This window comes from Bradyrhizobium pachyrhizi (assembly GCF_001189245.1).
Taxonomy (GTDB): domain Bacteria; phylum Pseudomonadota; class Alphaproteobacteria; order Rhizobiales; family Xanthobacteraceae; genus Bradyrhizobium; species Bradyrhizobium pachyrhizi.
In genome coordinates, this window is record NZ_LFIQ01000105.1 from 205,816 (window position 1) to 228,603 (window position 22,788).

The following is a 22,788-nucleotide window of genomic DNA, read 5'->3' on the forward strand; positions in this document are numbered from 1 at the left end:
TGCGCGTCTTCAAACGATTAGCGTCAGCGTAGAAATGGAAATTGTTGCGGACGGAATTGCAGCCAGCCTTACGCCTGCGCTTGCTGCGTGCGGTTTCCACGAAGTTCGGCCGTGAGTTCGGCTGCGATCCGGTGCACGATCGTACCGATCTCGGGCAAGCGTTCGTTCGTCAGCCTGTCCGCCATGCCGGATACCGAGATTGCGGCATATGGCTCGTTGCAATCGTTGAAGACGACGGCGGCCACGCAACGCAGGCCGAGGCGCGCCTCTTCATCATCCACCGCATAACCCAGACGCCGCACGTTCTCCAATTCCTTGAACAGCTCGCCGGGCCGCACGATCGATTTTTCCGTCAGCCGCGGCATGCCCTGACGACGAATGATCGCATTGACGTCGGCGTCGGAATAGGTAGCCAGCACCGCCTTCCCCACTCCGGAGGCGATCATTGCGACGCGCCCGCCGACCTTGGTCAGCGAGCGCATGATCTCCCGGCTTTCAATGCGGGACACGACGATGATGGATTCGTCATCGACCACCGCAAGATTGGCCGTTTCCCGGGTCTGGTCGCGCAGCTTGCGCAGATAAGGCAGCGCCTGCGCAGCAAAATTCCGACGGCGCACAAAGGTCGAGCCGACCACGAAGCTTTGCGCGCCGATGTGCCACTTGGATTCGTCGCGGTCGAACTGAACGAACCTGCGGTTCTCGAGCGTGGTCAGCAGCCGATGTACGGTCGAGGGCGACAGGCCGGTGCGGATCGCCAGATCGGTCAGCCGATAGCCTTCATCATCCTCTGCAAGTGTCTCCAGGATTTGCATGGCGCGATCAACGGACTGAACGCCGCCGTCGCGCGCGTCCGGCTCCGGCTGCGCGCGAAGATCGGGATCGGACGGCTTGCGTCGGATCGGCTCTCTTTTCATCACGACCTGCCCCTAACCGGTTGCGGTTCAGAACGAAATTGCTCGTCGAGAACGAGCGCCATAATTGGCATATGGCATACCAAAATGCCATGAAGTCAAGGTGCCAGCACTCGCGAATAGGTCAGTATTTTTGCCATTCTTCCTAGCAAATGGCTCGATTCTTTTGTTTGACATCTGGGATAATGTATACCACGATCCATTTCACAGCGACCCAGTCAAGCAACCGGGAGGACGATGCCATGTACGTCGGGGACATCCTTCGCGCCAACAATGTGCACGTGGTGACGATCGGCTCGAACGAAACCGTGAGCATTGCAGCGAACCTGATGTACGCGAGCAATGTCGGCGCCCTCGTGGTCAGGAACGCCTCGCGCAGCAAGGACGCCGCCGTGATCGGAATGTTCAGCGAGCGCGACGTCGTTGCTGTGATCGCCGAGCGCGGCACCAATGGTCTTGCGATGAAAGTCGCGCAGTTCATCTCGCCGCGGCCGCTGCTGTCCTGCAATTCGCAAGATGCGCTCACGGATGTCGAGCGCCTCATGGCCCGTCATGGGATCCGCTATGTCCCCGTCATCGACAACGGCCGGCTCGTCGGCGTCGTGAGCATGCGGGACATCACCCTTGCTTACGAGGAAGCCGCCTGCGCGGCCTGACAGACTTACCCAAGGCCATTGCTGCTCGGTTCGAGCCGCTGCGGCTCCTGCTGTGTCCCCACTTTGCTTGCGAGGATCTGATGAGAATCTGCATCTACGGCGCCGGTGCGATCGGCGGCTATCTCGGTGTCGAATTTATGCGCGCTGGTGCCGATGTCAGCCTGGTCGCGCGGGGTGCGCATCTCGCCGCAATGCGGCAGAACGGCCTGAAGCTCCTGATCGGCGACGAGGAGCGTGTCGTGCATCCTCGCTGTACCGATAACGCCGCCGAACTCGGCGAGCAGGATTACGTCATCATCTGCCTCAAGGCGCATTCGATCACCGGGGTCATCGAGCCGATGCGGCCGCTGCTCGGCGATCGGACCCGCATCGTCACCGCCGTTAACGGCATTCCCTATTGGTATTTCCACAAGCACGGCGGACGGCACGAAGGATCGACGCTCGAGAGCATCGATCCTGGCGGTCGGCAGTGGAACGAGCTGGGCCCCGAACGCGCAATCGGCTGCGTGGTGTACCCCGCCACCGAAATCGAGGCGCCCGGCGTGATCCGCCATGTCTACGGAAACAACTTTCCGCTGGGCGAGCCCTCCGGCGAGATCACATCCGACGTCCAGAAACTTTCCGAGCTGTTCGTGGCCGCGGGCATGAAAGCGCCGGTCCTCGACCGCATTCGCGACGAGATTTGGCTCAAGCTGTGGGGCAACGTCTGTTTCAACCCGATCAGCGCCCTCACCCACGCGACCCTCGACGTGATCTGCAGCAATCCCGGCACGCGCGCGCTGTCACGGGCGATCATGCTGGAGGCCCAGGCGATCGCGGAAAGCCTCGGCGTCAAGTTCCGCGTCGATGTCGAACGCCGCATCGAAGGTGCGCGCAAGGTTGGCGCACACAAGACCTCGATGCTGCAGGATCTCGAGCGCGGACGTCCGGTCGAGATCGATCCGTTGATCACCGTGGTGCAGGAGATGGGCCGGATGACTGATATCGCGACGCCCGCCCTCGATGCGGTGCTGGCGCTGGTCGCGCAGCGCACCAGGCTGGCCGGCCTCTATGACGGGGCGGCCGGCGCCGCAGCAGCAGAAACGCTGGCGGTGGCGTGATCCCGATGGCCAATGTTACGCGCTGGGTCCGCTTCCGCCACCATGCCGAAATCGGCTTCGGGCAACTCACCCCGTCCGGCATCTCCGTGCACGACGGGGACATGTTCGGCGACCCGCGACCGACTGGACAAACGCTGGCGCTGGATAACGTCGAGCTGCTGGCCCCCACGCAACCGAGCAAGGTCATCGCGCTTTGGAACAATTTTCACGCGCTTGCGGAGAAGCTGAAATCACCTGAGCCCGCCGAACCGCTGTACCTGTTGAAGGCGCCGACCAGCGTCACCGCGCCTGGTGCCGTCATCAGGCGTCCCTTGGGCTATGATGGCAAGACGACCTACGAAGGTGAACTCGGCATCGTCATCGGCAAAAGCTGCACGGCGGTCGCCCCCGAACACGCCGACGCCTTCATCTTCGGTTACACCTGCACCAACGACGTCACCGCCGCGGACATCCTCAATCGCGACCCGACCTTCCCGCAATGGGCGCGGGCCAAGGGCTTCGATGGATATGGCCCCTTCGGCCCCGTGATTGCGTCAGGCCTCGACCCCGCACGCCTTATGGTGCGCACCATCCTGAACGGCGTCGAGCGCCAGAACTACCCGATCGCGGACATGATCTTCAGCGCACAGACGCTGGTCAGCAAGATCTCGCACGACATGACGCTGTTGCCGGGCGACCTGATCTGCTGCGGAACGTCGATTGGCGTCGGGGTCATGAAGGAGCCCGTCAACACGGTCACCGTCGCGATCGACGGAATCGGCGAGTTGACCAACGAATTCCGTCAGTAGGCTGCGGCGGGACGATAACCCGACGCAGCCGGCCCAAACGACGATTATCTGCTTTAGGAGCGTACATGATCTCCACGAATCCGGCATCAGCGCCCGGCGGCTTCCGCTGGCTGCAACTGGCGATCGGAATTGTCTGCATGGCGATGATCGCCAATCTGCAATATGGCTGGACGCTGTTCGTTGATCCGATCGACGCGAAGTTTCACTGGGGTCGTCCAGCCATCCAGCTCGCCTTCACGATTTTCGTGATGACGGAGACATGGCTTGTGCCGGTGGAGGCCTGGTTCGTGGACAAATACGGCCCCCGCATTGTCATCATGTTCGGCGGCCTGATGATCGGGTTGGCCTGGGTCTTGAACTCATACGCCTCCTCTCTCGTCACACTTTATGCGGCAGCTGTCGTCGCGGGCATTGGCGCCGGCGCCGTCTACGGCACTTGCGTCGGCAATGCGTTGAAATGGTTTCCGGACCGGCGCGGCCTGGCCGCAGGAGCAACCGCCGCCGGGTTTGGCGCCGGTGCGGCCCTCACCGTCGTACCGATTGCCAACATGATTGCCGCCGGCGGCTACCAGAGCACCTTCCTGACCTTCGGGATCGGACAAGGCCTCATCGTCATCCTGCTGGCCTGGTTCGTCCGGCCACCGCATGGCGTCGAAGCCCCCAGGAAAAAGCGTCTCAATCTGCCTCAGAGTGCGATCGACTACACTCCGCCCCAGGTGTTGCGCACCCCGATCTTCTGGGTCATGTACCTGGTGTTCGTCATGGTGGCTTCGGGCGGGTTGATGACCGCCGCGCAAATCGGGCCGATCGCCCATGACTTCAAGATCGCGGACACGCCGGTCACCCTGGCGGGCTTCCAGATGGCGGCGCTGACCTTTGCCATCTCGCTCGATCGCGTCTTCGATGGTTTCGGCCGTCCGCTCTTTGGCTGGGTGTCCGATAACATCGGCCGCGAGCACACGATGTTCATCGCGTTCGCGACTGCGGCGCTGATGTTGCTGACGCTGTCCACCTACGGTCACATTCCGGTTGTCTTCGTGCTGGCCACGGCGATCTATTTTGGCGTCTTCGGCGAAATCTACAGCCTGTTTCCGGCGACGTCGGGCGACACATTCGGCGCCAAATACGCAACCACCAATAACGGCATGCTCTACACGGCGAAGGGCACGGCGGCGCTGCTCGTGCCGCTCGCGAGCATCATCTCTTCCCAGCTCGGCTGGCAGGCCGTGTTCATCGTCGCGGTCGCGCTCAATGCCACCGCTGCCCTCACCGCGTTGTTTCTGATCAAGCCTATGCGGCGCGCGTTCATTCTCGGCAGTGAAGCGACGGCAAGCGCCGCAATCGCTCGCGCAAAGGTCTTTCCCGGTGAAGGCGGTCGACTGGAGGCACCCGTGTCTTACGACCGTCTCGAGAAGGCGCCATAACAAGAGACCCATCGGCCGGAGCGCAAGCGATTGAGCGACGAATGGACGGATGTGCGGGCTCGGACCGCCCTGCGGCGAATCTTCGGCGCCGCCATCGCGAGCGCCGATCCAAGGATCACGATTGCCGACGCCCTGCCGGCAAAGCCGAAGGGCAGATGCATCGTTGTCGGCGCGGGTAAGGCGTCGGCGGCAATGGCGGCGGGCCTCGAGGCGGCATGGCCTGACGTCGAGCTTTCAGGTGTCGTCGTCACGCGCCACGGCCATTCGGTTCCAGCCGGCCGTATCGAAGTGCTCGAAGCGTCTCACCCCGTGCCGGATGACACGAGCAAGGCCGCGGCCCTTCGCATGCTGCACGCCGTCGAGGGGCTTTCAGCAGACGATCTCGTCATCGCCCTTATGTCCGGCGGTGGCTCGGCGCTGATGACCCTTCCGGCATCTCCGATGACTCTCGCCGACAAACAGGCGGTCAACCGGGCACTCCTTGCAAGCGGCGCGACGATTGCCGAGATGAACGTCGTCCGCAAACATCTGTCGGCGATCAAGGGCGGTCGGCTGGCGCTGGCCGCCCGCCCGGCCCGCGTCACGACCCTCGTGATCTCAGACATTCCCGGCGACGATCCCGCGGCGATTGCCTCCGGTCCCTCGCTGCCGGACAGCAGCACAAAAGCCGATGCGCTGGAGATCGTAGGCCGGTTTGCCATCGACTTGCCGGAAGCGGCGCGGCTTGTGCTTGAACAAGCTGACGAGACACCCAAGCCCGGCGAGATCGATGCTGATGTCCGCATCCTTGCCGCTCCATTCCATGCGCTTGACGCTGCGGCCAACGCCGCCCTGGACGAAGGCCTGACGCCGATCATTCTTGGAGACGCGATCGAGGGCGAGGCACGGGAACTCGGAACCGTGATGGCCGGCATCGCCCGGTCGGTCGCGTGGCATGCACAGCCAGGCCCTGCCCCCGCGGTGCTGCTGTCGGGAGGCGAGACGACGGTTACGATCGGACGCGGCCCGGCGGGCCGCGGCGGCCGCAACACCGAGTTTTTGCTTGGTCTTGTCATAGCCCTATCAGGTACGTGCGATATCTGGGCCATTGCGGGCGACAGCGATGGAATTGATGGAACGGAAGATGCGGCTGGCGCTTTGATCGGTCCGGATACGCTGCGGCGGGCCGCCGCGAATCTGCTTGACGCACGGGCGCACCTGGCTGCCCATGACAGCTATACGTTCTTCGACCGCCTTGGAGACCTCGTGCGCACCGGGCCGACGCTTACGAACGTCAATGATATCCGTGCCGTGCTGATCGCAGCCGGCCAGCCACCGACGAGGTGATCCATGCGTCGTCATCGACGAGCCAAGATCGTTGCAACCGTTGGTCCAGCGAGCAGTTCCCCCGAGATGCTCGAGGCGCTGCTGCTGGCGGGCGTCGATACGTTCCGCCTGAACTTCAGTCACGGAACGCAGAGCGATCACGCACGCATTCACGCGGCGATCCGAAAGCTGGAACAGGACGTAGGCCGGCCGATCGGCATCCTGATGGACCTCCAGGGCCCGAAGATCCGCGTCGGCACCTTGCGCGATGGCAAGATCGCCGCAGTGGCCGGCGAGACCATTCGATTCGTCTTGTCCGGATCGGAAGGCGACCGAACCGCAATTCCGCTCCCGCATCGGGAGATCTTTGCCGCCGTTGCCCCCGGCCATGACCTTCTGATCGACGACGGCAGGGTCCGCGTTCGCGTTACCGGGCTCGGTGACGATTTCATCGAAGCCAAGGTGATCGTCGGTGGCACGATCTCGAATCACAAGGGCGTCAACCTGCCCGGGACGGTCCTCGATCTTTCACCGCTTACCGCGAAGGATCGCCTCGATCTGGAGTTCGGCCTGAAACTTGGCGTGGATTGGGTTGCCCTGTCGTTCGTGCAGAAGCCCTCGGATATCATCGAGGCGAGAGGCCTCATTGGCGACCGCGCCGGTCTGATGGCCAAGATCGAGAAGCCGGCAGCTCTCGAACGAATCGACGATATCATCCAGCTGTGCGACGCCATCATGGTTGCGCGGGGAGATCTCGGCGTCGAAATCCCGCATGAGGACGTGCCTGGGCGCCAGAAGGAGCTGGTGCGGGCCTGCCGTCTCGCGGTGAAGCCCGTGATCGTCGCCACGCAAATGCTGGACTCGATGGTCGCCGCCCCTACGCCGACGCGTGCGGAAGTCTCCGACGTTGCGACCGCCATCTATGATGGCGCAGACGCAGTGATGCTGTCGGCGGAGTCCGCGACAGGCCGATATCCGCGCGAAGCGGTCGAGATGATGGACCGCATCATCCGCAGCACCGAACAACACAAGATGTACCGCTCGATCGTCGAGGCGACCCAGCCCGGCGAAGAGCAAACGCCACCGCATGCCGTGGCAACGGCGGCGGCCGATCTCGCCTCCGTCGTTCACGCCGCAGCCATTGTGGCCTATACGTCGAGCGGTACCACGGCGGCACGCGTCGCGCGCAAGCGGCCGAGCCGACCGATCCTCGCCATCACCCCAAGCCGCGAAGTGTCCCGCCGCCTGTGCCTGCTTTGGGGCGCTCACAGCGTGCTTTCCGACGACGTTCAGAGCTATGAGGAGATGGTCGAGCGCGCAACTACATTCGCGCATGCAGAGCAGTTTGCATCAAGCCGCGATCTGCTGGTCGTGGTGGCCGGCATTCCCTTTGGACAAGCGGGAACAACCAACAATCTACGGGTCGTATCGCTCCCCTGAGAGAACCGTCGGCCCGGGCGATTGCATCATTGGCGCACCGTGGGGCAAGATGAACGCAACGGTCGCGCGCCTCCCGATCGCCTAGGTCAGCATCGAGATGATCGACTGAAGCTGATCGGATGCCGACGTCACGAGCCCGTCGAACGATGTCTGGCCGTGAGCCGCGGCTCGCAGGATGCATTCCGCAACAGCGGCCTTGAGACCGAACACGGATTGATCCGCCGGCACGCTTGCCATGACCGCATCCAACGCATCGCGCATCGTCTGGATCAGTTCGGCGCTGTACTTCATGGCTATCCTCCGCAGGCTCAAAATAGGCCGGCCGTACGGGGTCGCCACTCACAAGCGCGCGATTCCAAATTGCCTTTTCGTAATGGAGTGAAAGCCGTGTGAACTGGTGAGCTAGAGATCTCTCTCGGCAAGCTTGCGAAACGCGTCGGGCACCGAATGAACCGCCTCCAGCGCCGCTGAACCATATCCGATCGCCTCCCAGCCAAAGCGATCGCGGATCCTGTCGATCGCACGGTCCGCCGCCCAGCGGGCCATCCCTGTCGGACTTCCAGGCCGAAGCGCTTCGTCCTCCAGTCCGAGTGGAAGCTCCAATGCAAGATCCCAATGCTCCTCGAGATGCGACACCGAGATCGCCAGCAGCGAGATGATCTTCTCGCCGGGATGGTCGGCAAGAGCAGCGCGCACGAGATTCTCGGCGAGCCGGGCCAGGACGATGGTCGTGCACACCGGCGCATCGAGCGTCATCGAGCGCGTCACCGACTTCAGGTCGGCGAAGCGGACGCGCACCGTCACGGTTCGTCCAGGCCGTGACTTCGCCCGAAGCCGCGTGGCGACGCGGTCGGCGAGATGAAGCAGCGTAGGCCGGATGACTTGCTCGATCGCAGGCTTTCGGCCAAGTGCAGATTGTGCTCCTGCCGATCGCGCGCGCCGGTGTGGCTTGAGCTGTCGCGGATCGCGATTCCAGGCCAGCGCGGCGAGTTTCTCGCCCGCTGCCGGACCGAGCAAGTGCGTCAGCGACCGTTCCGACAATTTGGCGAGCTGACCGATCGTCGCGACGCCGATCGCGTCCAACCGGGTCCTGGTGACCGGCCCTACCCCCCACATCAACTCAACCGGCAATTCGTGAAGGAAGCTCAGCTCGGCATCGGGATCAACGACGACAAGTCCGTCGGGCTTTGCGACCTGCGAGGCGATCTTCGCCAGATGCTTGGTGCGGGCGACGCCGACCGAGATCGGAAGGCCGAGCTCGGTGCGCACGCGCCACCGGATCGACGCGGCTATTTCAGCAGGCGTTCCGAACAGGTGAGTGCAGCCGGCAACATCCGCGAACGCCTCGTCGATCGAAATTCGCTCGACCAGCGGCGTGAAGTCGCCGATCACCTTGATGGCCGCATCACCCAGCCGCTGGTAATCGCTGAAATGGCCGCCGACGAAAACAAGTTGCGGGCACAGTCGGCGCGCTTCCCGTCCCGACATGCCGCCATGCACTCCGAAGGCCTTGGCCTCATAGGACGCCGCAAGCACAACGCCGCCCCCGACCGCGATCGGCTTGCCGCGCAGCGACGGCTCGAGCAGTTGCTCGACCGATGCGTAGAATGCATCGAGGTCCGCATGAAGGATGGTGGCTGCGGCTGCCATCTCGACCCGCTCATCCCTGACCTGACCGAAGCCGCCCGTCCCCGGACGTGGAAATTGCCGATAGAACAAAATAGGAACATTCTCAAATCGAGTCAATCCAGCCCGTCGCCGCCGCCGCGAACGACGCCAAATGGTCAACGCGCGTTACCACCCTGCGCGCGCTTGCCGTGCGAGGGGTCTGCCGGCGCTTGCTTCAGCCGGCTTCGCCCGTTCGCCCCCGATCTCGGTCCGCGGGAGATCGAGTGGAGAGTTGCTGCGAGGCATCAATGCGAGGCACGTCGGCGGAGCGTTCGAGATACCGCACCGGCTCACTCATCAGCCGGCTGACTTTGCCGCGCAGGGCTTTTTCGGGTAGATATTTTGCAATGACCGACCAATCCCATCAGGTGGACTTCCAAGCTGCGGCCCACCTTTACAAATGGCCTTCCATCAACAACTCCAGGCGAGAGGATCGCGCGCCCTATATGGTCGTCAACGGAACGCTCGACCAATGCATTCGGGATTTCATGGGCAAGCCCGAGAAGACGCGACATCTTTACGAGATCCGGACCAAGTCGCAGCCTCCCCTCGTCCCCGACGTGCTGTCACCCGAGCATGTGATCGAGCTCTCCAGGCTTCGCGAGTTTCTCTGAGGCGCGCAGCGAACGCGATCCCGACGCGTGTCGTTTGCGGGCCGACTTATCCATCTGTCGTAAGTCTGGTGCCGGATTGTTTGCCCCTTGGCGAGCCGGTACACTTGCTTGACTCCCTGACCGACCGACGTCCGCGCCGGCATGATTGACCCGCTTCGACCCCGCTGAGGCTCGCACGTCGCCTGCATGGGAGCGGAACGGCGGCACGGCCAGTTAAGGAGCATCGCGAGGCGCCGCATGAAGTTCAATCTGGCGATCTTGAGTGTGCTGGCCGCAAGGCCCGGGCAACGGATCGCGATCGACGAGGTCAGCCGCGAGGTCAAGCGCATGATCGCGGCCGGCGATGAAACCACGCGGTCGAAGCGGCCGTCCGAGCTTGGCGACGCCGACGTCTTCCAATCGGGATGGGCATCGATCAACGACGCGGGCCTGCAGATCACCGATTCGGGACTCTCGCTGTGGCGCTCGCTTGAAGCCGCCCGCATCGAACAAGGACCCGATCAACAGGAAACGGAGCGATTGGACGCTGTTGCAGCCGACACGCGCCATTACGTTGCGGACACCGCGATCGGCCGCCCCGACGACGTTGATCTCGAGCTCCCCGGCATGACGCGCGAGGACCGCGACGACCGCCAGCCATCCGCCGCGCGCCATTCGGCTGCTGCTCCCGCCATCCCCTCGGCGCACTCTCCGATCGTCCCTGGGCCTGCATTCGGCGCCTTTCAAGAGGCGAACCGCATGGTGGCTGCGCGGCTGTCCGGTCTGGTCAGCTTCCTGGGCACGATCAAGCCGAAATTCGCCACCGCGCGGCGACGGCGATCCGCGGAGGATGTCCCGGATCGTCGTGCCGATCGTCGAGGCGGATTGACGGGACTGGCGGTGGCATGCCTCAGCCTGATCTCGGTCGTCGCTTGCGTTGCCGCCGCGATTGCACTTGGTCAGCTCTCGTCGCTGAAGTCAGACATCGCCGCGTTGCGACGGGAGATCGCGCCGCTGAGGGAACGCCTCACCAGACTCGAGCAGGTCGAAGTCGCAAAACGCGATGCCGCCCAGCAGGAAGATGCGCAAAACAAGGCCGAGGCGGAAAAGAAGCTGCCTGACGGCGCAGGCGAACAGGCCGCGCTCAGCCTCTCGCGTGAAGAGATTCAGTTGATCAGGGAGTACATCAAGGCAGCGCCTTCGGCCGGCGCAGCCGTCGCGCCGATCAACGTCGGCGATCCCATCACCGGCGGAATGATTCCGCTGCCTTCATCGCTGACGGAGAAGCTGCCGCGCCTTGTCGGCGCGAGATTTGCGACCCGCAACGGCGCCATCATCATCAGCACGCGAAACAGCCGCCGCATCGATGCCGTGCTGCTGCCGAACTAGCAAGACGCGCCAGGCGGCCCGCGCCTGGCTCTGCCGAAACGACGGGTTGAGCGGCGTGATCAGGGCTGATTGTTCGGCGGCCTTTCGATGAACTTCCGGCTGCCGTTGAGAAGCTCAAGGTTGTTGGCGATGACGGGGTTGCCGGGATCGAGCGAATACGCCTTCTCGAACTTCCGCCGCGCGCCGCTCAGATTGCCGCGCAGCATGAGGGAATAGCCCTGATCGTTGAGGATCTGGACGGTCTCGCCGCCAAGCCGGATCGCCTGCGCATAGGCCTGATCGGCAAGATCGAAGCGGCGCAACTTGTCATAGCTCGCCGCGAGGCCGACCCAGGCCGTCACGTCCTTCGGCGCCTTCTCGACCGCATCCTTGAAATAGCGCTGCGAGATTCCGTAGTTGCCGCGGTTGTACTGCTCGAGCCCCATCCGCACCGGTTCGTCGGAGGGATAGTATTTGACGTCGGTCGGCTCCTGCACGGGGTCGCCGCCCGGCGGATCCACGGGGGCGACGATGGCCGCCTCCCGCGTCGTGTAGTCACAGGCCCCAAGGCCGGTCGCCAAGCCGCAACAGATCAACGCCGGGGCGAGGCGATGCAATCCTCGCCCCGTTGCCCAAGTCCAGCGCATCCCCCGCACCATTCGAAGATCCATCGCAAAACTACCTACAAAACAGACGGCACGACCGAAATACTGAGGTCTGCCGAAACCTAACGTCGCACTTCCCTTCCGAATCCCTGCCCCGGCACCTGGCCGACGCCAAAAGGACGTTACCTGCCGCCGCCTCCGACCCCGACGGCCACCGATCCTCCGGTCCCGGCTCCCAATCCGGTCGTGTTGACGTTCTGAATTGTGGTGACGGGCGGCGCCTGGCCCATCGCCTTGGTCGGATCGCCCATGTCGGGGAGCTGATCGAGCGGGCGTTGCTGAGTGCCATAGCGCTGCACGGCACCGTTTGTACGCCGCGCGTCATACGCGAGCCGGCGATCGCCGACATAGGCCGGCCACGGGTGGATCGTGTGGGTGACGGCGTTGACCTCCTTGGCGTTGCCGGCGCTCATCGTGATGGTGTCGGAGCGCTGCACGTAGCGGTCCATCTCGTCGTGCCCGTAGAGGCCGTAGCAGCCGCCGAGCAGGAAAGGTGCGAGCAGAGCGAGGTATCTGACGGTCATCTCTCGCCTCCCTAGTTCAAGGTCTTCACGACCGGCTGGTTCGCACCGACGGCCGGTGGCGGAGCCGGTACAACGGCGTTCGGCGCGATGATGTGACCATAGGGCCCCTTCACATCGCCGCCGGAATTGACGTAGTCGTCGTAACGCTTGCGCACTTCCATCTGGCCATTGAGGAAGAAGTCGACGTCATTGGCCGGCAAGCGCGAATCGAGCGGCGATGCCAGTTGCTGGCCGGGCGCCGCCGGCGCGACCAGGCGCGGCGTCACGATGATGACGAGGTCGGTTTCCTGCTGCTGGTACGACTTGCTGCTGAACAAGGTCCCGAGAATCGGCACTGAGCCGATCCAGGGCAGTTGCGAGACGTCCTGCCGGTTGCGCGTCTGCAGCAGGCCGGCGATGGCAAAGCTCTGGCCGTCGCGCAATTCGACCGTGGTGCGCGCATCGCGGCGGGTCAACGCCGGGATCGTCGTTCCGGAGATGCTCACCGCGTTGGTGAAATCGAGCTCGCTGACCGAGGGCTCAACGCGGAGATTGATCACTCCGCGCGAAAGCACGGTTGGCACGAACGCCAGTTCGACGCCGAACTTCTTGTAGTCGATGGTCACGGTCGGCAGTGCGCCCGGGACCGGCGACGAGGCGACGGGCACCGGGATCTCGCCACCCGCCAGGAATCGCGCAGCATCGCCCGACAGCGTGGTCAAGTTCGGCTCCGCCAGCCGGCGGGCCAGCCCTTTCGTTTCCAGCGCGGTAATCAGAAGGTCCACCGAACCGCCGCTGCTGGTTCGAAGAATGCTCGTCAACAAGCTTCCGAACGGAGGCGCGGCTACGCCGCCAGCGGAACCAACGAGCGTACTCGCCGTACCTAGCAGCGGAATGGTGCCCGGCGGGGGCCCCACGTTCGGCATGTTAACTCGGCCGCTGTTTGTGTTGATCGAACCAACCCCAGTATTGGCAATATTCGATCCACTAGCGTTTGCGGCATAAAGGTTCACGCCGAGATCGCGTCCCGCCTCGCGGTTCACCTCGAGGAAGCGCACCTCGAGCATGACCTGCTGCGGCGCTGCAACGCTCATGGCATTGACGACGATGGCGTCCTTGGGAACGCTGCCCTGGGCAATTGTCATCGCCCGCTCCGCGGAAACGGCATCGGTAGCCATTCCGCTCAGCACAACCTGGCCTTCGGAGGCGGACACGCGAATGCCGCGCGTGCCGGTGCCGGCCTGGATATTCTGCTGCAAATTGCCGATATCGAGCGTCACCTCGACATCGAGAATGCCGATCTGCTTCATCGAGCTGTCGAACAGGATGACGTTGGTGGTGCCGGTCTTCCTGCCCTGGACGTAGATCAGGTGATCGCTCAGCGACTTCACATCGGCGATATCGGGGGAGCCTGCGACGATCGACGAGAACGCCGTATCGACCCTGAAGGTGCGCGACTTGTTGACGGTCACCCTGACGCGCTGGACGTCGCTCATCTCGCTGACGAAGACGCCGCTGGATGACGGCGCCCGCCGATCTGCGGCGGCAGCAGGATCGGTGAAATGAAACAGGGCGATCGCAGCGCCAAACGCCATCGCGCTCAGGGCAACCAGCCCAAGTCCCGCATCAACCGAAACGCGACTTCCCATCATGCCAATCCCCTTCGCCGCGTCGCCGCGACGATCCCCGTAAATCTACGACCTCGGCGTCCCGATCACTCCCGTTCGTCCACCACGCCGTAGAGCTTACAGTCTGTCCGACTACAAATAGTTACTCGCGAAAATTCCCACTTCCCCGCGCACCGAGCATTCACCCGGGTCGCAAGGCCGCTAATGGCGGCTGGTCAATCATCCCCCGCCACGCGCCTCGATTGCAAGGAAAGAGGTCCGCCCGGCCGCGGCAACGCCGGAGAAAACTGCCCGATGTTGCCAGCGCGCACCACTTCGGTAGCCCGCCCGGGCTATTCTCCGGCCCCGCCAATCGGCCGAGCCGCCGCGGCGGCCGACCAGGCCGGCACCGCCGGTCAGCCTGGCCGAATCGGGCTCTGCTCAGAATGGAATCGTGGTGGACGCGCTCGGCGCGTTGAGGGACGTGCCCCAGATCGGCATGATCATCGCGAAGCCCGACTGGGATGCCGTCACCGTCAGCGCCGAGGCGCCCGCCGTCGTGGTCACCGTCGGCGTGAGACTGGCGCCATACAGGAAGGGAGCAACGGCCTGCTTCTGCGCAAGCGTCAGATAGTCACCGATACAGCTGGATGGTGAATTGGACGCCAGCACGGCGGGGGTGTAGCAGCTGATCATGTTCGCCCGGGCCCCGGCATCCGCAAGCAGGCGCAGCGACTGCATCGTGATCGCGTAGCGTCCGAAATCAAAGACGGCGAAGATCAGGGTGAACAAGGGCACGGCGATGAGGCAGAACTCGAGAGCCGCCACCCCACGCTGGTCGAGCCTTTTCATCACTGCACCAAGCGCACGGTTTGAACGTTCGGCTTTGCTGCCCCATCCGACGTACACTTGCTGTTGTCCAGCGTCGTATTGCCCTGGAAACTCACCGCGTAGGCTATGACCTGATAGCAACCGGTGCCCGGGGCGCTCGACGAGCTGTTGCCTCCGTATGTCACGGGGGCATTCGGGATATAGACGGTGCCATTGAAATAGCTGGTGGAGGTGCCACTGATATTGACGCCCTGCTTCGAATAGGCCTCACCGTCGTAGATCAGAAGATCTGTCATCAGGGCCTTGACCGATGCCGACAATACGGACGGTCCCGTAGGCGACTTCATTGCCGTGAGCTGGATCGTCGGGGTTCCTGTAATGGTGAGCGTTGCTCCTGCGAAAAATATCAGGGTAGCCGTACCGGTTATGGTCGGATTCATGTTGATTTTGACGTTCCCCGAAAAATAGTACGTGCCGTTCAATGCGCCGCTGAACGTCGGATTATTGGAGCTGTTGTAACAGCTGCATGTCTCATATGGCTGGGGTACTGCGTTGTTGTTACTGTTCGCAAAATCTGACGTCTTCAACGCGGACAGCGCCGTGTTGACCGCACTTAAGGGATCAGGGATCGGTTGCTGATAGGTCTGCACGCCCGTGCATTGACTTCCGCCCGTCTGGGAGCAGCCGCCGACCGTGTAGCTCGGCGCATTCACCGAGATACCCGAATTGCCGATGAAGCCGATCGCGTTCGACGCGCTGCTGTCCGACGAAATACCACAGTTGGCCGACGATACCGTAGCGCTACCCTGGAAGGTGACGGGGTCCTTCAACGCCAGCACGCATGGAGGTTTCGCCAGGCTATCGAGCTTGGCGACCGCCGTCGCGGCAATCGTGACCGTCGACAAGCCGAGCACCTGAGCCAAATATCCCGGCTGCTGCTGGCTGATGGTGGCCTGAACGTACGTCCCCGCCACCCCGTTCCACGACGTCAGCGAGGCGACCTGGACGGTCCGCGTGACGCCGCTGGTCGCCACACATCTGGAGCCGGGATAGGCGGTGTCGCCGGAATTGCAGAACGTATTCTGAGCCGCCGCCTGCTTGCCGCGGTAGTCATACGTCTGGGTGTTGTTGCAGGTCGTACCCGGCTGCGGAGCGGCGTCGCACGCCAATCGCAAAGCACCCGCATAGGCCGCCGCATCAGCCGCACCCTGGGCGCGCTGCTGGGTGACGTACCACGAGCCGGCTTCACCGCCGAGCGCCATCATTCCGATCAACGGGATCAACGCAATCACGGTTGCGAACGCGGCCGAGCCGCGACGACAATGAAGCATGTTGCGCATGGACCACCTCATTGAAACCGTTCCGAATAGGTCAGCGTGAACGAACAAGGATTGCTATTGCTGCTGGTGCACAATCCCGATCTCAACACCATCGGCGCCAACGTGATCGTCGTTGAATACACGTAGTACTTCGGCTGGGACGGATCAGAATTCGTCGAATCGCAGACCGCATTGCTCTCGCCGCAGATCAGCTGGATGCTGGGGATCGGATAACGGGAATCGGCCTTGGCGAGCGCGGCCGCCGCCCAACTGGAGGCGTTCGTGACGTCGCCCGGCGGGGAATACTGGATGGATTGTCCAAACCCGCGCAGCGCCGCAAGCGCCTGGATATATTGAAAGCCCGCCAGCGCGAGGTCGGCAAGCGGCAGCAGAATAACCAGGAACAGGAAAGCGAAAACGAACAGCATCTCGAACGCGACGGCGCCGCGTCGATCCGCGATCAGGGAACGTTTGCCGCTCACACGGCTTTTCCAGCTTCGCATGGCCGCTCACCAGACATAGGGAATCAATCTCCAGCGCGACGCCTCGTAGCTGGAATATTCAGGAAGCGTGCGCCGAAGCACGTCTTCCTCGTAATGAATTCGCCAGACCTGGATGCAGATGTGCAGAATCAGCAGGCCCACGGTCATCCAGCTCAGATGCTGCAGCACGACACCAAGGAACACGATCTCTTCCGACAGATAGAGAGGATGCTTGATCCACCGGTACGGTCCGGTTTGCACCACCGAACGCGCCTGCGGCACCAGGCTGAACGACCGTCCGAGATGACGAACGGTCACGAGGATCATGATCATGCCGGTCAGCACGCAAACCGCGGACAGCAAATTCGGCAATGCGCCCTCGGTCTTCTCGAAAAACGTGATCGTCCATGGCCAGTATGTGCCGACAAACGCCGCAACCCTCGGCAGCAGGCCTTCGGCCTGCGCCTTTGCGGGGCCGCGGATCAGGATCAGCAGCGCCAGCATCAGGTAAAACACCGCGACCAGAAAGTTCGAGACGAGCGACGGCCATGGCTGCCCCGTCTTCGCAAGATTGGTCGTCACGGCAAGTCCCAACAGCAGGAACCATGCGCTGCCCAGGAATCGGGTCGCCCGATCGTAGGCCAGGTTCGTCGAAAGACTCATTGCAGCTGCGCTCATGGCTCAATTGCCGAGGTTGGAGAATGTACGGATCAAATGAAGGAACGGGCTTCCGCCCAGGATGACGAACATCGCCGGAAGCAGGAACAGCACCATCGGAACGGTGAGCTTGGCGCCCAGTTTGTGCGCCCGCTCCTCGAGCTTGGTGATGCGTTCCCGGCGCAGGTCGACCGCGATGCTGCGCAGCGCCTGACTGAGCGGCGTGCCATATTGCAGGCTCTGGCTGACCATGGTGCCGAAACGACGGAGGCCCTCCGACGTAGACGCAAGCTTCTCGAAGGCGTCGGCACGGTTCGGCAGGATCCGGAGATCATCGAGAAGACCGCGCAGCACGTGGGTGATAGCGGGATTAGTCTCCCGCATCTCTTCCGCCACGCGCTCAATCGCGCTCTCCAGGCCCATGCCGGCTTCGCTGCAAACCACCAGCAGATCGATGGTGTCTGGCGTGCCGAGCCGGATCGCAGCATCGAAGCGTCGCTTCACGACCAGCAAGATCAGGCGCGGAATCATGATTCCAAACGCCAAGCCAAGCAGCGTGAAGATCATCACGTCGGTGAACGGCCGTCCAAGAATCTGCGAAATGGAGAAAGCCGCGATCGGCAGCACAAATGTGCTGACCGTCTTGAAGCCGATCCAGATCGGCAGGGTTCGATAGTGATTGAACCCTGCGGACTGAAGAACCATCCTCAGCTGGTCGAGATTTTCCTGGGCATAGTAGCGCCTGTAGCGCATGCCGACCGATGAAAGCCAGCCGATCAGATCCTTCGAATTCGTTCGATCGGAGATGCCCAGCACGGCATTCGAGACACGCGTGTCCAGGGTGCGCAGATGTATCTCGCGAATGACCAGCAGGAAGGTCGCGGCCGCGAGTGCGACGGCAAGCGTGGCAAAGCCGAGAACAGTCGTCATAGGGTGGTTTCCCTTCGGACCATCCAACGGATCACGAAATGCCCGATCAGGACCGAGCACACCGCATAAGCGAGAAGCACGTTTCCTTGTCGGTCGAACAACAGCAGGTCGACCGACTGCGGATTGATCAGGTAAAGCAGCCCGCCGATAACGACCGGCGCACAGGTGAGCGCACGCGAGGAGAAGATGACCTCTCCCGCCAGCGCCTTCGCACGGGCCGCCAGCGCGACCCGCTGACTCACGGTCTCGCCCAACGTCTGCAGTGTTTCCGCCAGGCTGCCGCCGGTCTTCAATTGCACCGCGAGGGTTACCGCAAACATCGCATACTCCGACACCTGCGTTCGCTGATAGATCTCCTCGACGGCCTCCTCGGGCGACCTGCCCAGGTTCAATTCACTACAGACGATGGCGAATTGCCCGGATGTCGGTTGCGGCATCTCGCGGGCGATGGTGCGAAATGCTTCGTGGACGGGCAATCCGGACCGGACGGTGCTCGTCACCAGCTGGACCGCATCGGGAAGCTGCTGGAAGAGCTGATTTGCAAAGCGCCGCTGCTGCCATCCGAACAGACCGCGCACGACCATGATGGCGACACCGGCAGCCGCAATGGCCCCATAGGAGCCAGGGAACCTCAGGAATCCATTGACGTAGATGATTCCCAGCCCTGCCATGGCCCCTGCAAGCAGCACATAGACCGGTCGCACGACGTGCACGATATCAGGGTGGTAATTGGCGAAGCGCTGGAGCGCACGCCAGCGCGACGTCTTGGCCGCGCGACGGATGGACACCAAGGCTGCCGCTTCAGCCGTCGGCAGCGCAATCTCGAGCTGGCGCTCCATTCGTCTCTGTCGCGCGTCGAGCCAAAGGGTGTTTGCCCCGGCACACAACAGAAGCAGCAGAACGATGATCAAGGGCGTCGACATCAGATGTGCCTCATCGCTTCTGCCCAGGCCCGATCGAGCCCGTAATAGACGAGGCGACTCTTGAACTTCGGAACCGCATTGGTGGAGCGGTAGGTGCCGGATATCCGCCCCTGGACATCTTCGTCCTTGTACTCGAACAACGCGATGTCGTTGGTGGTGATCACCTCGCCCTCGAGGCCGATCACCTCGCTGATCTGCACGATGCGGCGCTGACCGTCGCGCATGCGCTCGACTTGCACAATCAGATCCAGGGCGGCGACGATCTGGGAGCGGATTGCGCGCGATGGCAGGTTGACCTGCCCCATCTGCACCATGTTCTCCACGCGCGTCAGCGCGTCGCGGGTGCTGTTGGCGTGCACGGTGGAGATCGATCCATCATGGCCGGTGTTCATCGCCTGCAGCATGTCGAACGCCTCGGCGCCGCGCACCTCACCGACGACGATGCGGTCCGGACGCATACGAAGTGCGTTCCACAGCAGGTCGCGCTGCGTCACCTGGCCGGTGCCCTCGAGGCTGGCCGGACGGGTCTCCAGGCTGATCACATGCGGCTGCTGCAGCTGCAGCTCTGCCGCGTCCTCGATCGTGACGATGCGCTCGCTATGGTCGATGAACTGACTCAAGGCGTTCAGCAGCGTCGTCTTGCCGGAACCGGTGCCTCCGGAGACCAGGACGTTAAGCCGGCAGCGGGAGGCGATCTCCAGCAGCTGTCCAAGCGCGGCGGTCATCGAGCCGTTTTCGATCATCCCGGCGATGTTCAGACGCCGGTTCGGAAATTTTCGGATCGAGATGCAGGGGCTATGAATAGCCAGCGGCGGCAGGATGATGTTGACACGGCTGCCGTCCGGCAGACGGCAGTCAACCATCGGGCTGGATTCATCCACCCGCCGGCCGACCTGCGAGGCGATCTTCTGTGCGACCGAGGCGATATGGTCGTTGTCGCGAAACCGGACCGCGACCCGCTCCAGCTTGCCGGCCCGCTCGACATAGACGTTGCTCGGCCCGTTGATCATGATGTCGTTGATCGTCTCGTCGAGCAGAAGCGGACGCAGCGGCCCGTAGCCGGTCATATCGTCGGCGATCTCCTCGGCCAGGAAGAGCTGCTCGCGGCCCGACAGCTCCAGCCGCTCCTGGTTGGCGATGCCGTGGATGATTTCCTCGATCTGCCGCCGCAGGACGTCGCGGGGAACGGTCGCGGCCACCGACGGCTCGATCTGCTCAATGACGCGTTCGCGCAGGGATGCCGACATCACCGGATGGTGCGTCGCAGGTTCTTCATGCTTCGGCGCCGATGCAAACAGGCTGGACGCCGGTGACGCCACCGCCGGTTCCGCCGGCGGCAAGGGTGGCGGCACCGGCCGCGCGCTTGGTGCCGCTGCCGGGGCGTCCGGCACCGCTGCGGGCATCCGCACTGGAATTTCGTCTGCGCGCCTGCCGAACTTTTTCATAGCCCGAGCCACCTCTTCCACCCGGCCCTTTTCTTGGCACCGACGCCGGTGATTTCCCGTACGATCGGGGCAAGGTGGCGCCGTAGACCGGATACGTGCTTCAGAGCCGGAACGCCGAGGTTGACCGCCTGGGTCATTCCCTTGCCGAGATCCGGGATCACCATGTCCGGCTCAGCGCCCAGCGCCTTGACGATCGTTCCTCTCGGCAGACCGCCGGCGCGGTCGGCACGATTGAGCAGGGTAAACACCCGATCCTTGCCCGCGATGTTGGTGACGGCGTTGCGCAGCGCGTGGGCATTGCGCAGGCCGGTTACTTCCGCCTCCAACAGCACCAGCACATGACGGGACATCTGAATGACCGGATAGATCGATGCCGGGAACGGCACCGGCACATCGACAACGACGTAGTTGAACCGCTGACGGAGCAGTCCCAGCACGTGCCGCACGCCGGCTTCGGTGATGTCGAGCTTCGCATCGAGCTCCTCGTCGCCGGAAATCAGGCAGACCCGATCGTTCACCTCGATCGCGGCCCGTTCGAGAAACAGCGTGTCGGCCCGCATCGGGTTTTCAAGGGCGATGCGGAGGCCGGGCCCAGGACGAACGCCCAGCATCACCGCGGTCTCGCCGCCCTGCAGATGCAGGTCGAGCAGCGCCACCTTCGCCTTGGTGGTTTCGGCCAGTTGCAGCGCGAGGTTGATCGCGACGCTGGTCGCTCCGGCGCCACCCTGCGCGCCACAGATCGACACCACGTGCCCGCCGCGGTCATTCTGGGCCGGCGCGACGTCCCCGATCAGCTTGGGACGCAGCTGGTCGAGCACCATATCCCTGGTGATCGGCGTCGGCAGGTATTCAGTAAGGCCGATCTCCATCAGCTCGCGGTAGAAGATGATCTCCCTGTTGTCGCCGATCAGGGCCACCTTCACATCGGGCGGACAGACACTGGCGAGGCGTTCCAGTTCAGTGAAGGGATCATCGATGCCGCTGATGTCGGTCACCAGCGCGTACAGATCGGTGTCGGTCTCAAGCATGCGCGTCGCATGACGGATAGTGCCGCGCCGGATCACCAGATTGCTGCCGTCGAGACCCTTGCGGAGGGCCGCTGCGCTCAGCTCGTCATTGACGAAGCAGACGATGCGGTTGCGCGCGACAAGAGACGTCGTCTCTTCGGGTTGTTCCACCACTGCCATGTTCGCACTCATCAACGTTTCTCCGGTCCCTTGCCGACGTCACTCGCTGCCGCTGTGGTCTGACGATCGAGTTCGGACGGCACGTCGCAGCCAGCGCGGGCGTCGTCGTCAAAATCCTGTCTCCTGACCGAGTATTGCTTGACCTCGCTACCGGTATAGATCGCGACTGTCGTGCTCTGGCCGGCGACTGCACTCTGGCGCGCCAGCTCCGGCGATACGTCGCAGCTGGACGTTACGCTTGTGTCGGCCTTGTCCCACTGCTCGGCCGCAGCGCGGATGACGAGCGACAGCGTGCCGAGTTGCTTTGCGACGGCCACCTTCTTGACCTGATCCGGCTTGAGCTCCAATGACACGGTCTGCGCCGTCTTGCCTGGGACGGCATTGGTGATCGGACGCCCGCCTTGCGCAATCTCCTGGTCGATCGCGATCACGCGCACATTGGACAGAACGGTTTCGCTCACGGCTCGCTTCACCGGCGCGGCCTTCTCGAACACCTGGGTCAGCACCACGTCGACATTGTCGCCCGGCCTGATCAGACCGGACACACCGGTCTCCTCGTCGACCTTGATGCTGATGGCGCGGCTGTCCGGCGCCAGGACGCTGGCAAGGAAGCCGCGATCCTTCGGACGCAGGATGTCGTCCAGTGTAATCGCGCTGCCGGCGTCGACGAACTTGCGAACCAGCGAACCGGGCAGCCCGGCCTTGGAGTCAGGCGTTTCGAGGATCGCCCCCGCGGGGACACGGTTCGGTGCCGTCTGGCGCACCGCGAAATCTTCGTCCCGCGCCAGCGTTCCCTTCGAAAGCGGGCGTGTCGCGACAAAGTAGCCGACCGTTGCGGCCGCAGGCACAGGCGCAGGCTTCTCTTCGACTGCCTGCGCAACGACCGGGTCATTGGGTCGGTTCATGCTGTAGGCGATCATTCCAAGCGCCGTAGCCGCAAGCAGCAGCACCATGATGATCGAGACACGGAGAGCGGACGACAT

At 63.2% G+C, this 22,788-nt stretch carries 23 protein-coding genes; 8 read left to right on the top strand and 15 right to left on the bottom strand.

The features are described from left to right. Positions 1-68: 68 nt before the first annotated feature. Positions 69-917 carry an IclR family transcriptional regulator gene (locus AKL29_RS27035; RefSeq protein WP_028334105.1) on the bottom strand — a complete coding sequence of 283 codons (849 nt, stop codon included), beginning with the start codon at positions 915-917 and terminating at the stop codon, positions 69-71. Positions 918-1,156: 239 nt separating this feature from the next. On the opposite strand from AKL29_RS27035, the gene AKL29_RS27040 reads away from it, so the two are divergent. The 6 genes from AKL29_RS27040 (at position 1,157) to pyk (ending at position 7,627) form a co-directional block, all read left to right on the top strand. Further along, on the top strand, positions 1,157-1,570 hold the full coding sequence (locus tag AKL29_RS27040; protein ID WP_050386296.1) for a CBS domain-containing protein: 414 nt from the start codon (positions 1,157-1,159) through the stop codon (positions 1,568-1,570). A gap of 80 nt (positions 1,571-1,650) precedes the next feature. Then, on the top strand, positions 1,651-2,670 hold the full coding sequence (locus AKL29_RS27045; protein ID WP_050386259.1) for a 2-dehydropantoate 2-reductase: 1,020 nt from the start codon (positions 1,651-1,653) through the stop codon (positions 2,668-2,670). Positions 2,671-2,675: 5 nt separating this feature from the next. Then, a complete protein-coding gene (locus AKL29_RS27050) occupies positions 2,676-3,458 on the top strand; it encodes a fumarylacetoacetate hydrolase family protein (protein ID WP_028334102.1) in 783 nt (260 codons plus the stop codon). Between the two features lie 65 nt (positions 3,459-3,523). Further along, positions 3,524-4,882 (top strand): oxalate/formate MFS antiporter, encoded by a 1,359-nt coding sequence (gene oxlT, locus AKL29_RS27055; protein WP_028334101.1) that lies wholly within the window; start codon positions 3,524-3,526, stop codon positions 4,880-4,882. Positions 4,883-4,912: 30 nt separating this feature from the next. Then, the gene (locus AKL29_RS27060) at positions 4,913-6,208 is read left to right on the top strand and encodes a glycerate kinase type-2 family protein (RefSeq protein WP_050386260.1); all 1,296 of its coding nucleotides are present in this window, start codon (positions 4,913-4,915) and stop codon (positions 6,206-6,208) included. A 3-nt stretch (positions 6,209-6,211) separates the two neighbouring features. After that, on the top strand, positions 6,212-7,627 hold the full coding sequence (pyk, locus tag AKL29_RS27065; RefSeq protein ID WP_028334099.1) for a pyruvate kinase: 1,416 nt from the start codon (positions 6,212-6,214) through the stop codon (positions 7,625-7,627). An 81-nt stretch (positions 7,628-7,708) separates the two neighbouring features. On the opposite strand, the gene AKL29_RS27070 is transcribed toward pyk, so the two are convergent. After that, positions 7,709-7,918, bottom strand: coding sequence for a hypothetical protein (locus AKL29_RS27070; RefSeq protein ID WP_016846027.1), 210 nt, complete (start codon positions 7,916-7,918; stop codon positions 7,709-7,711). Positions 7,919-8,029: 111 nt separating this feature from the next. After that, positions 8,030-9,277 (bottom strand): DNA polymerase IV, encoded by a 1,248-nt coding sequence (gene dinB, locus AKL29_RS27075; RefSeq protein WP_050386297.1) that lies wholly within the window; start codon positions 9,275-9,277, stop codon positions 8,030-8,032. 365 nt (positions 9,278-9,642) lie between these two features. Here dinB and AKL29_RS27080 point away from each other — a divergent pair, with 365 nt between their 5' ends. Next, a complete protein-coding gene (locus AKL29_RS27080) occupies positions 9,643-9,909 on the top strand; it encodes a hypothetical protein (protein ID WP_050386261.1) in 267 nt (88 codons plus the stop codon). Positions 9,910-10,146: 237 nt separating this feature from the next. Then, positions 10,147-11,277 carry a hypothetical protein gene (locus tag AKL29_RS27085; protein ID WP_050386262.1) on the top strand — a complete coding sequence of 377 codons (1,131 nt, stop codon included), beginning with the start codon at positions 10,147-10,149 and terminating at the stop codon, positions 11,275-11,277. 59 nt (positions 11,278-11,336) lie between these two features. Here the strand turns inward: AKL29_RS27085 and AKL29_RS27090 are convergent, their stop codons facing one another. The 12 genes from AKL29_RS27090 to cpaB all read right to left on the bottom strand — a co-directional run bounded on the left by AKL29_RS27090 (position 11,337) and on the right by cpaB (position 22,788). Beyond that, a complete protein-coding gene (locus AKL29_RS27090) occupies positions 11,337-11,873 on the bottom strand; it encodes a tetratricopeptide repeat protein (protein ID WP_028334096.1) in 537 nt (178 codons plus the stop codon). A gap of 170 nt (positions 11,874-12,043) precedes the next feature. Next, positions 12,044-12,445 carry a hypothetical protein gene (locus tag AKL29_RS27095; protein WP_028334095.1) on the bottom strand — a complete coding sequence of 134 codons (402 nt, stop codon included), beginning with the start codon at positions 12,443-12,445 and terminating at the stop codon, positions 12,044-12,046. A gap of 11 nt (positions 12,446-12,456) precedes the next feature. Beyond that, positions 12,457-14,076: a type II and III secretion system protein family protein gene (locus AKL29_RS27100; RefSeq protein WP_050386263.1), complete on the bottom strand. Its 1,620-nt coding sequence runs from the start codon at positions 14,074-14,076 to the stop codon at positions 12,457-12,459. 396 nt (positions 14,077-14,472) lie between these two features. Further along, positions 14,473-14,883, bottom strand: a complete 411-nt coding sequence (locus tag AKL29_RS27105; RefSeq protein ID WP_244482440.1) for a TadE/TadG family type IV pilus assembly protein — start codon at positions 14,881-14,883, stop codon at positions 14,473-14,475. Next, positions 14,883-16,202 carry a pilus assembly protein TadG-related protein gene (locus tag AKL29_RS27110; RefSeq protein WP_050386265.1) on the bottom strand — a complete coding sequence of 440 codons (1,320 nt, stop codon included), beginning with the start codon at positions 16,200-16,202 and terminating at the stop codon, positions 14,883-14,885. Before AKL29_RS27110 ends, AKL29_RS27105 begins: the two co-directional genes overlap by 1 nt. 8 nt (positions 16,203-16,210) lie before the next feature. Continuing rightward, positions 16,211-16,663, bottom strand: coding sequence for a hypothetical protein (locus AKL29_RS27115; protein ID WP_152977788.1), 453 nt, complete (start codon positions 16,661-16,663; stop codon positions 16,211-16,213). 27 nt (positions 16,664-16,690) lie between these two features. Then, complete coding sequence (locus AKL29_RS27120) at positions 16,691-17,326, bottom strand: methyltransferase family protein (RefSeq protein WP_152977789.1); 636 nt, start codon at positions 17,324-17,326, stop codon at positions 16,691-16,693. A gap of 18 nt (positions 17,327-17,344) precedes the next feature. Then, complete coding sequence (locus tag AKL29_RS27125) at positions 17,345-18,250, bottom strand: type II secretion system F family protein (protein WP_050386267.1); 906 nt, start codon at positions 18,248-18,250, stop codon at positions 17,345-17,347. Next, on the bottom strand, positions 18,247-19,173 hold the full coding sequence (locus AKL29_RS27130; protein ID WP_050386268.1) for a type II secretion system F family protein: 927 nt from the start codon (positions 19,171-19,173) through the stop codon (positions 18,247-18,249). The genes AKL29_RS27125 and AKL29_RS27130 overlap by 4 nt, the downstream gene beginning before the upstream one ends. Continuing rightward, positions 19,173-20,618 carry a TadA family conjugal transfer-associated ATPase gene (locus AKL29_RS27135; RefSeq protein ID WP_050386269.1) on the bottom strand — a complete coding sequence of 482 codons (1,446 nt, stop codon included), beginning with the start codon at positions 20,616-20,618 and terminating at the stop codon, positions 19,173-19,175. Before AKL29_RS27135 ends, AKL29_RS27130 begins: the two co-directional genes overlap by 1 nt. Continuing rightward, positions 20,615-21,817: a CpaE/TadZ family protein gene (locus AKL29_RS27140; RefSeq protein WP_050386270.1), complete on the bottom strand. Its 1,203-nt coding sequence runs from the start codon at positions 21,815-21,817 to the stop codon at positions 20,615-20,617. The genes AKL29_RS27135 and AKL29_RS27140 overlap by 4 nt, the downstream gene beginning before the upstream one ends. Then, positions 21,817-22,788, bottom strand: coding sequence for a Flp pilus assembly protein CpaB (gene cpaB / locus AKL29_RS27145; protein ID WP_050386271.1), 972 nt, complete (start codon positions 22,786-22,788; stop codon positions 21,817-21,819). The genes AKL29_RS27140 and cpaB overlap by 1 nt, the downstream gene beginning before the upstream one ends.

Bases quoted from the DNA above. Each gene is read 5' to 3' on its own strand.
- AKL29_RS27035 (WP_028334105.1), bottom strand. From the start codon at position 917: ATGAAAAGAGAGCCGATCCGACGCAAGCCGTCCGATCCCGATCTTCGC.
- AKL29_RS27040 (WP_050386296.1), top strand. From the start codon at position 1,157: ATGTACGTCGGGGACATCCTTCGCGCCAACAATGTGCACGTGGTGACG.
- AKL29_RS27045 (WP_050386259.1), top strand. From the start codon at position 1,651: ATGAGAATCTGCATCTACGGCGCCGGTGCGATCGGCGGCTATCTCGGT.
- AKL29_RS27050 (WP_028334102.1), top strand. From the start codon at position 2,676: ATGGCCAATGTTACGCGCTGGGTCCGCTTCCGCCACCATGCCGAAATC.
- oxlT (WP_028334101.1), top strand. From the start codon at position 3,524: ATGATCTCCACGAATCCGGCATCAGCGCCCGGCGGCTTCCGCTGGCTG.
- pyk (WP_028334099.1), top strand. From the start codon at position 6,212: ATGCGTCGTCATCGACGAGCCAAGATCGTTGCAACCGTTGGTCCAGCG.
- AKL29_RS27070 (WP_016846027.1), bottom strand. From the start codon at position 7,918: ATGAAGTACAGCGCCGAACTGATCCAGACGATGCGCGATGCGTTGGAT.
- dinB (WP_050386297.1), bottom strand. From the start codon at position 9,277: ATGGCAGCCGCAGCCACCATCCTTCATGCGGACCTCGATGCATTCTAC.
- AKL29_RS27080 (WP_050386261.1), top strand. From the start codon at position 9,643: ATGACCGACCAATCCCATCAGGTGGACTTCCAAGCTGCGGCCCACCTT.
- AKL29_RS27085 (WP_050386262.1), top strand. From the start codon at position 10,147: ATGAAGTTCAATCTGGCGATCTTGAGTGTGCTGGCCGCAAGGCCCGGG.
- AKL29_RS27095 (WP_028334095.1), bottom strand. From the start codon at position 12,445: ATGACCGTCAGATACCTCGCTCTGCTCGCACCTTTCCTGCTCGGCGGC.
- AKL29_RS27100 (WP_050386263.1), bottom strand. From the start codon at position 14,076: ATGATGGGAAGTCGCGTTTCGGTTGATGCGGGACTTGGGCTGGTTGCC.
- AKL29_RS27105 (WP_244482440.1), bottom strand. From the start codon at position 14,883: ATGAAAAGGCTCGACCAGCGTGGGGTGGCGGCTCTCGAGTTCTGCCTC.
- AKL29_RS27110 (WP_050386265.1), bottom strand. From the start codon at position 16,202: ATGCGCAACATGCTTCATTGTCGTCGCGGCTCGGCCGCGTTCGCAACC.
- AKL29_RS27120 (WP_152977789.1), bottom strand. From the start codon at position 17,326: ATGAGTCTTTCGACGAACCTGGCCTACGATCGGGCGACCCGATTCCTG.
- AKL29_RS27125 (WP_050386267.1), bottom strand. From the start codon at position 18,250: ATGACGACTGTTCTCGGCTTTGCCACGCTTGCCGTCGCACTCGCGGCC.
- AKL29_RS27130 (WP_050386268.1), bottom strand. From the start codon at position 19,173: ATGTCGACGCCCTTGATCATCGTTCTGCTGCTTCTGTTGTGTGCCGGG.
- AKL29_RS27135 (WP_050386269.1), bottom strand. From the start codon at position 20,618: ATGAAAAAGTTCGGCAGGCGCGCAGACGAAATTCCAGTGCGGATGCCC.
- AKL29_RS27140 (WP_050386270.1), bottom strand. From the start codon at position 21,817: ATGAGTGCGAACATGGCAGTGGTGGAACAACCCGAAGAGACGACGTCT.
- cpaB (WP_050386271.1), bottom strand. From the start codon at position 22,788: ATGTCGTCCGCTCTCCGTGTCTCGATCATCATGGTGCTGCTGCTTGCG.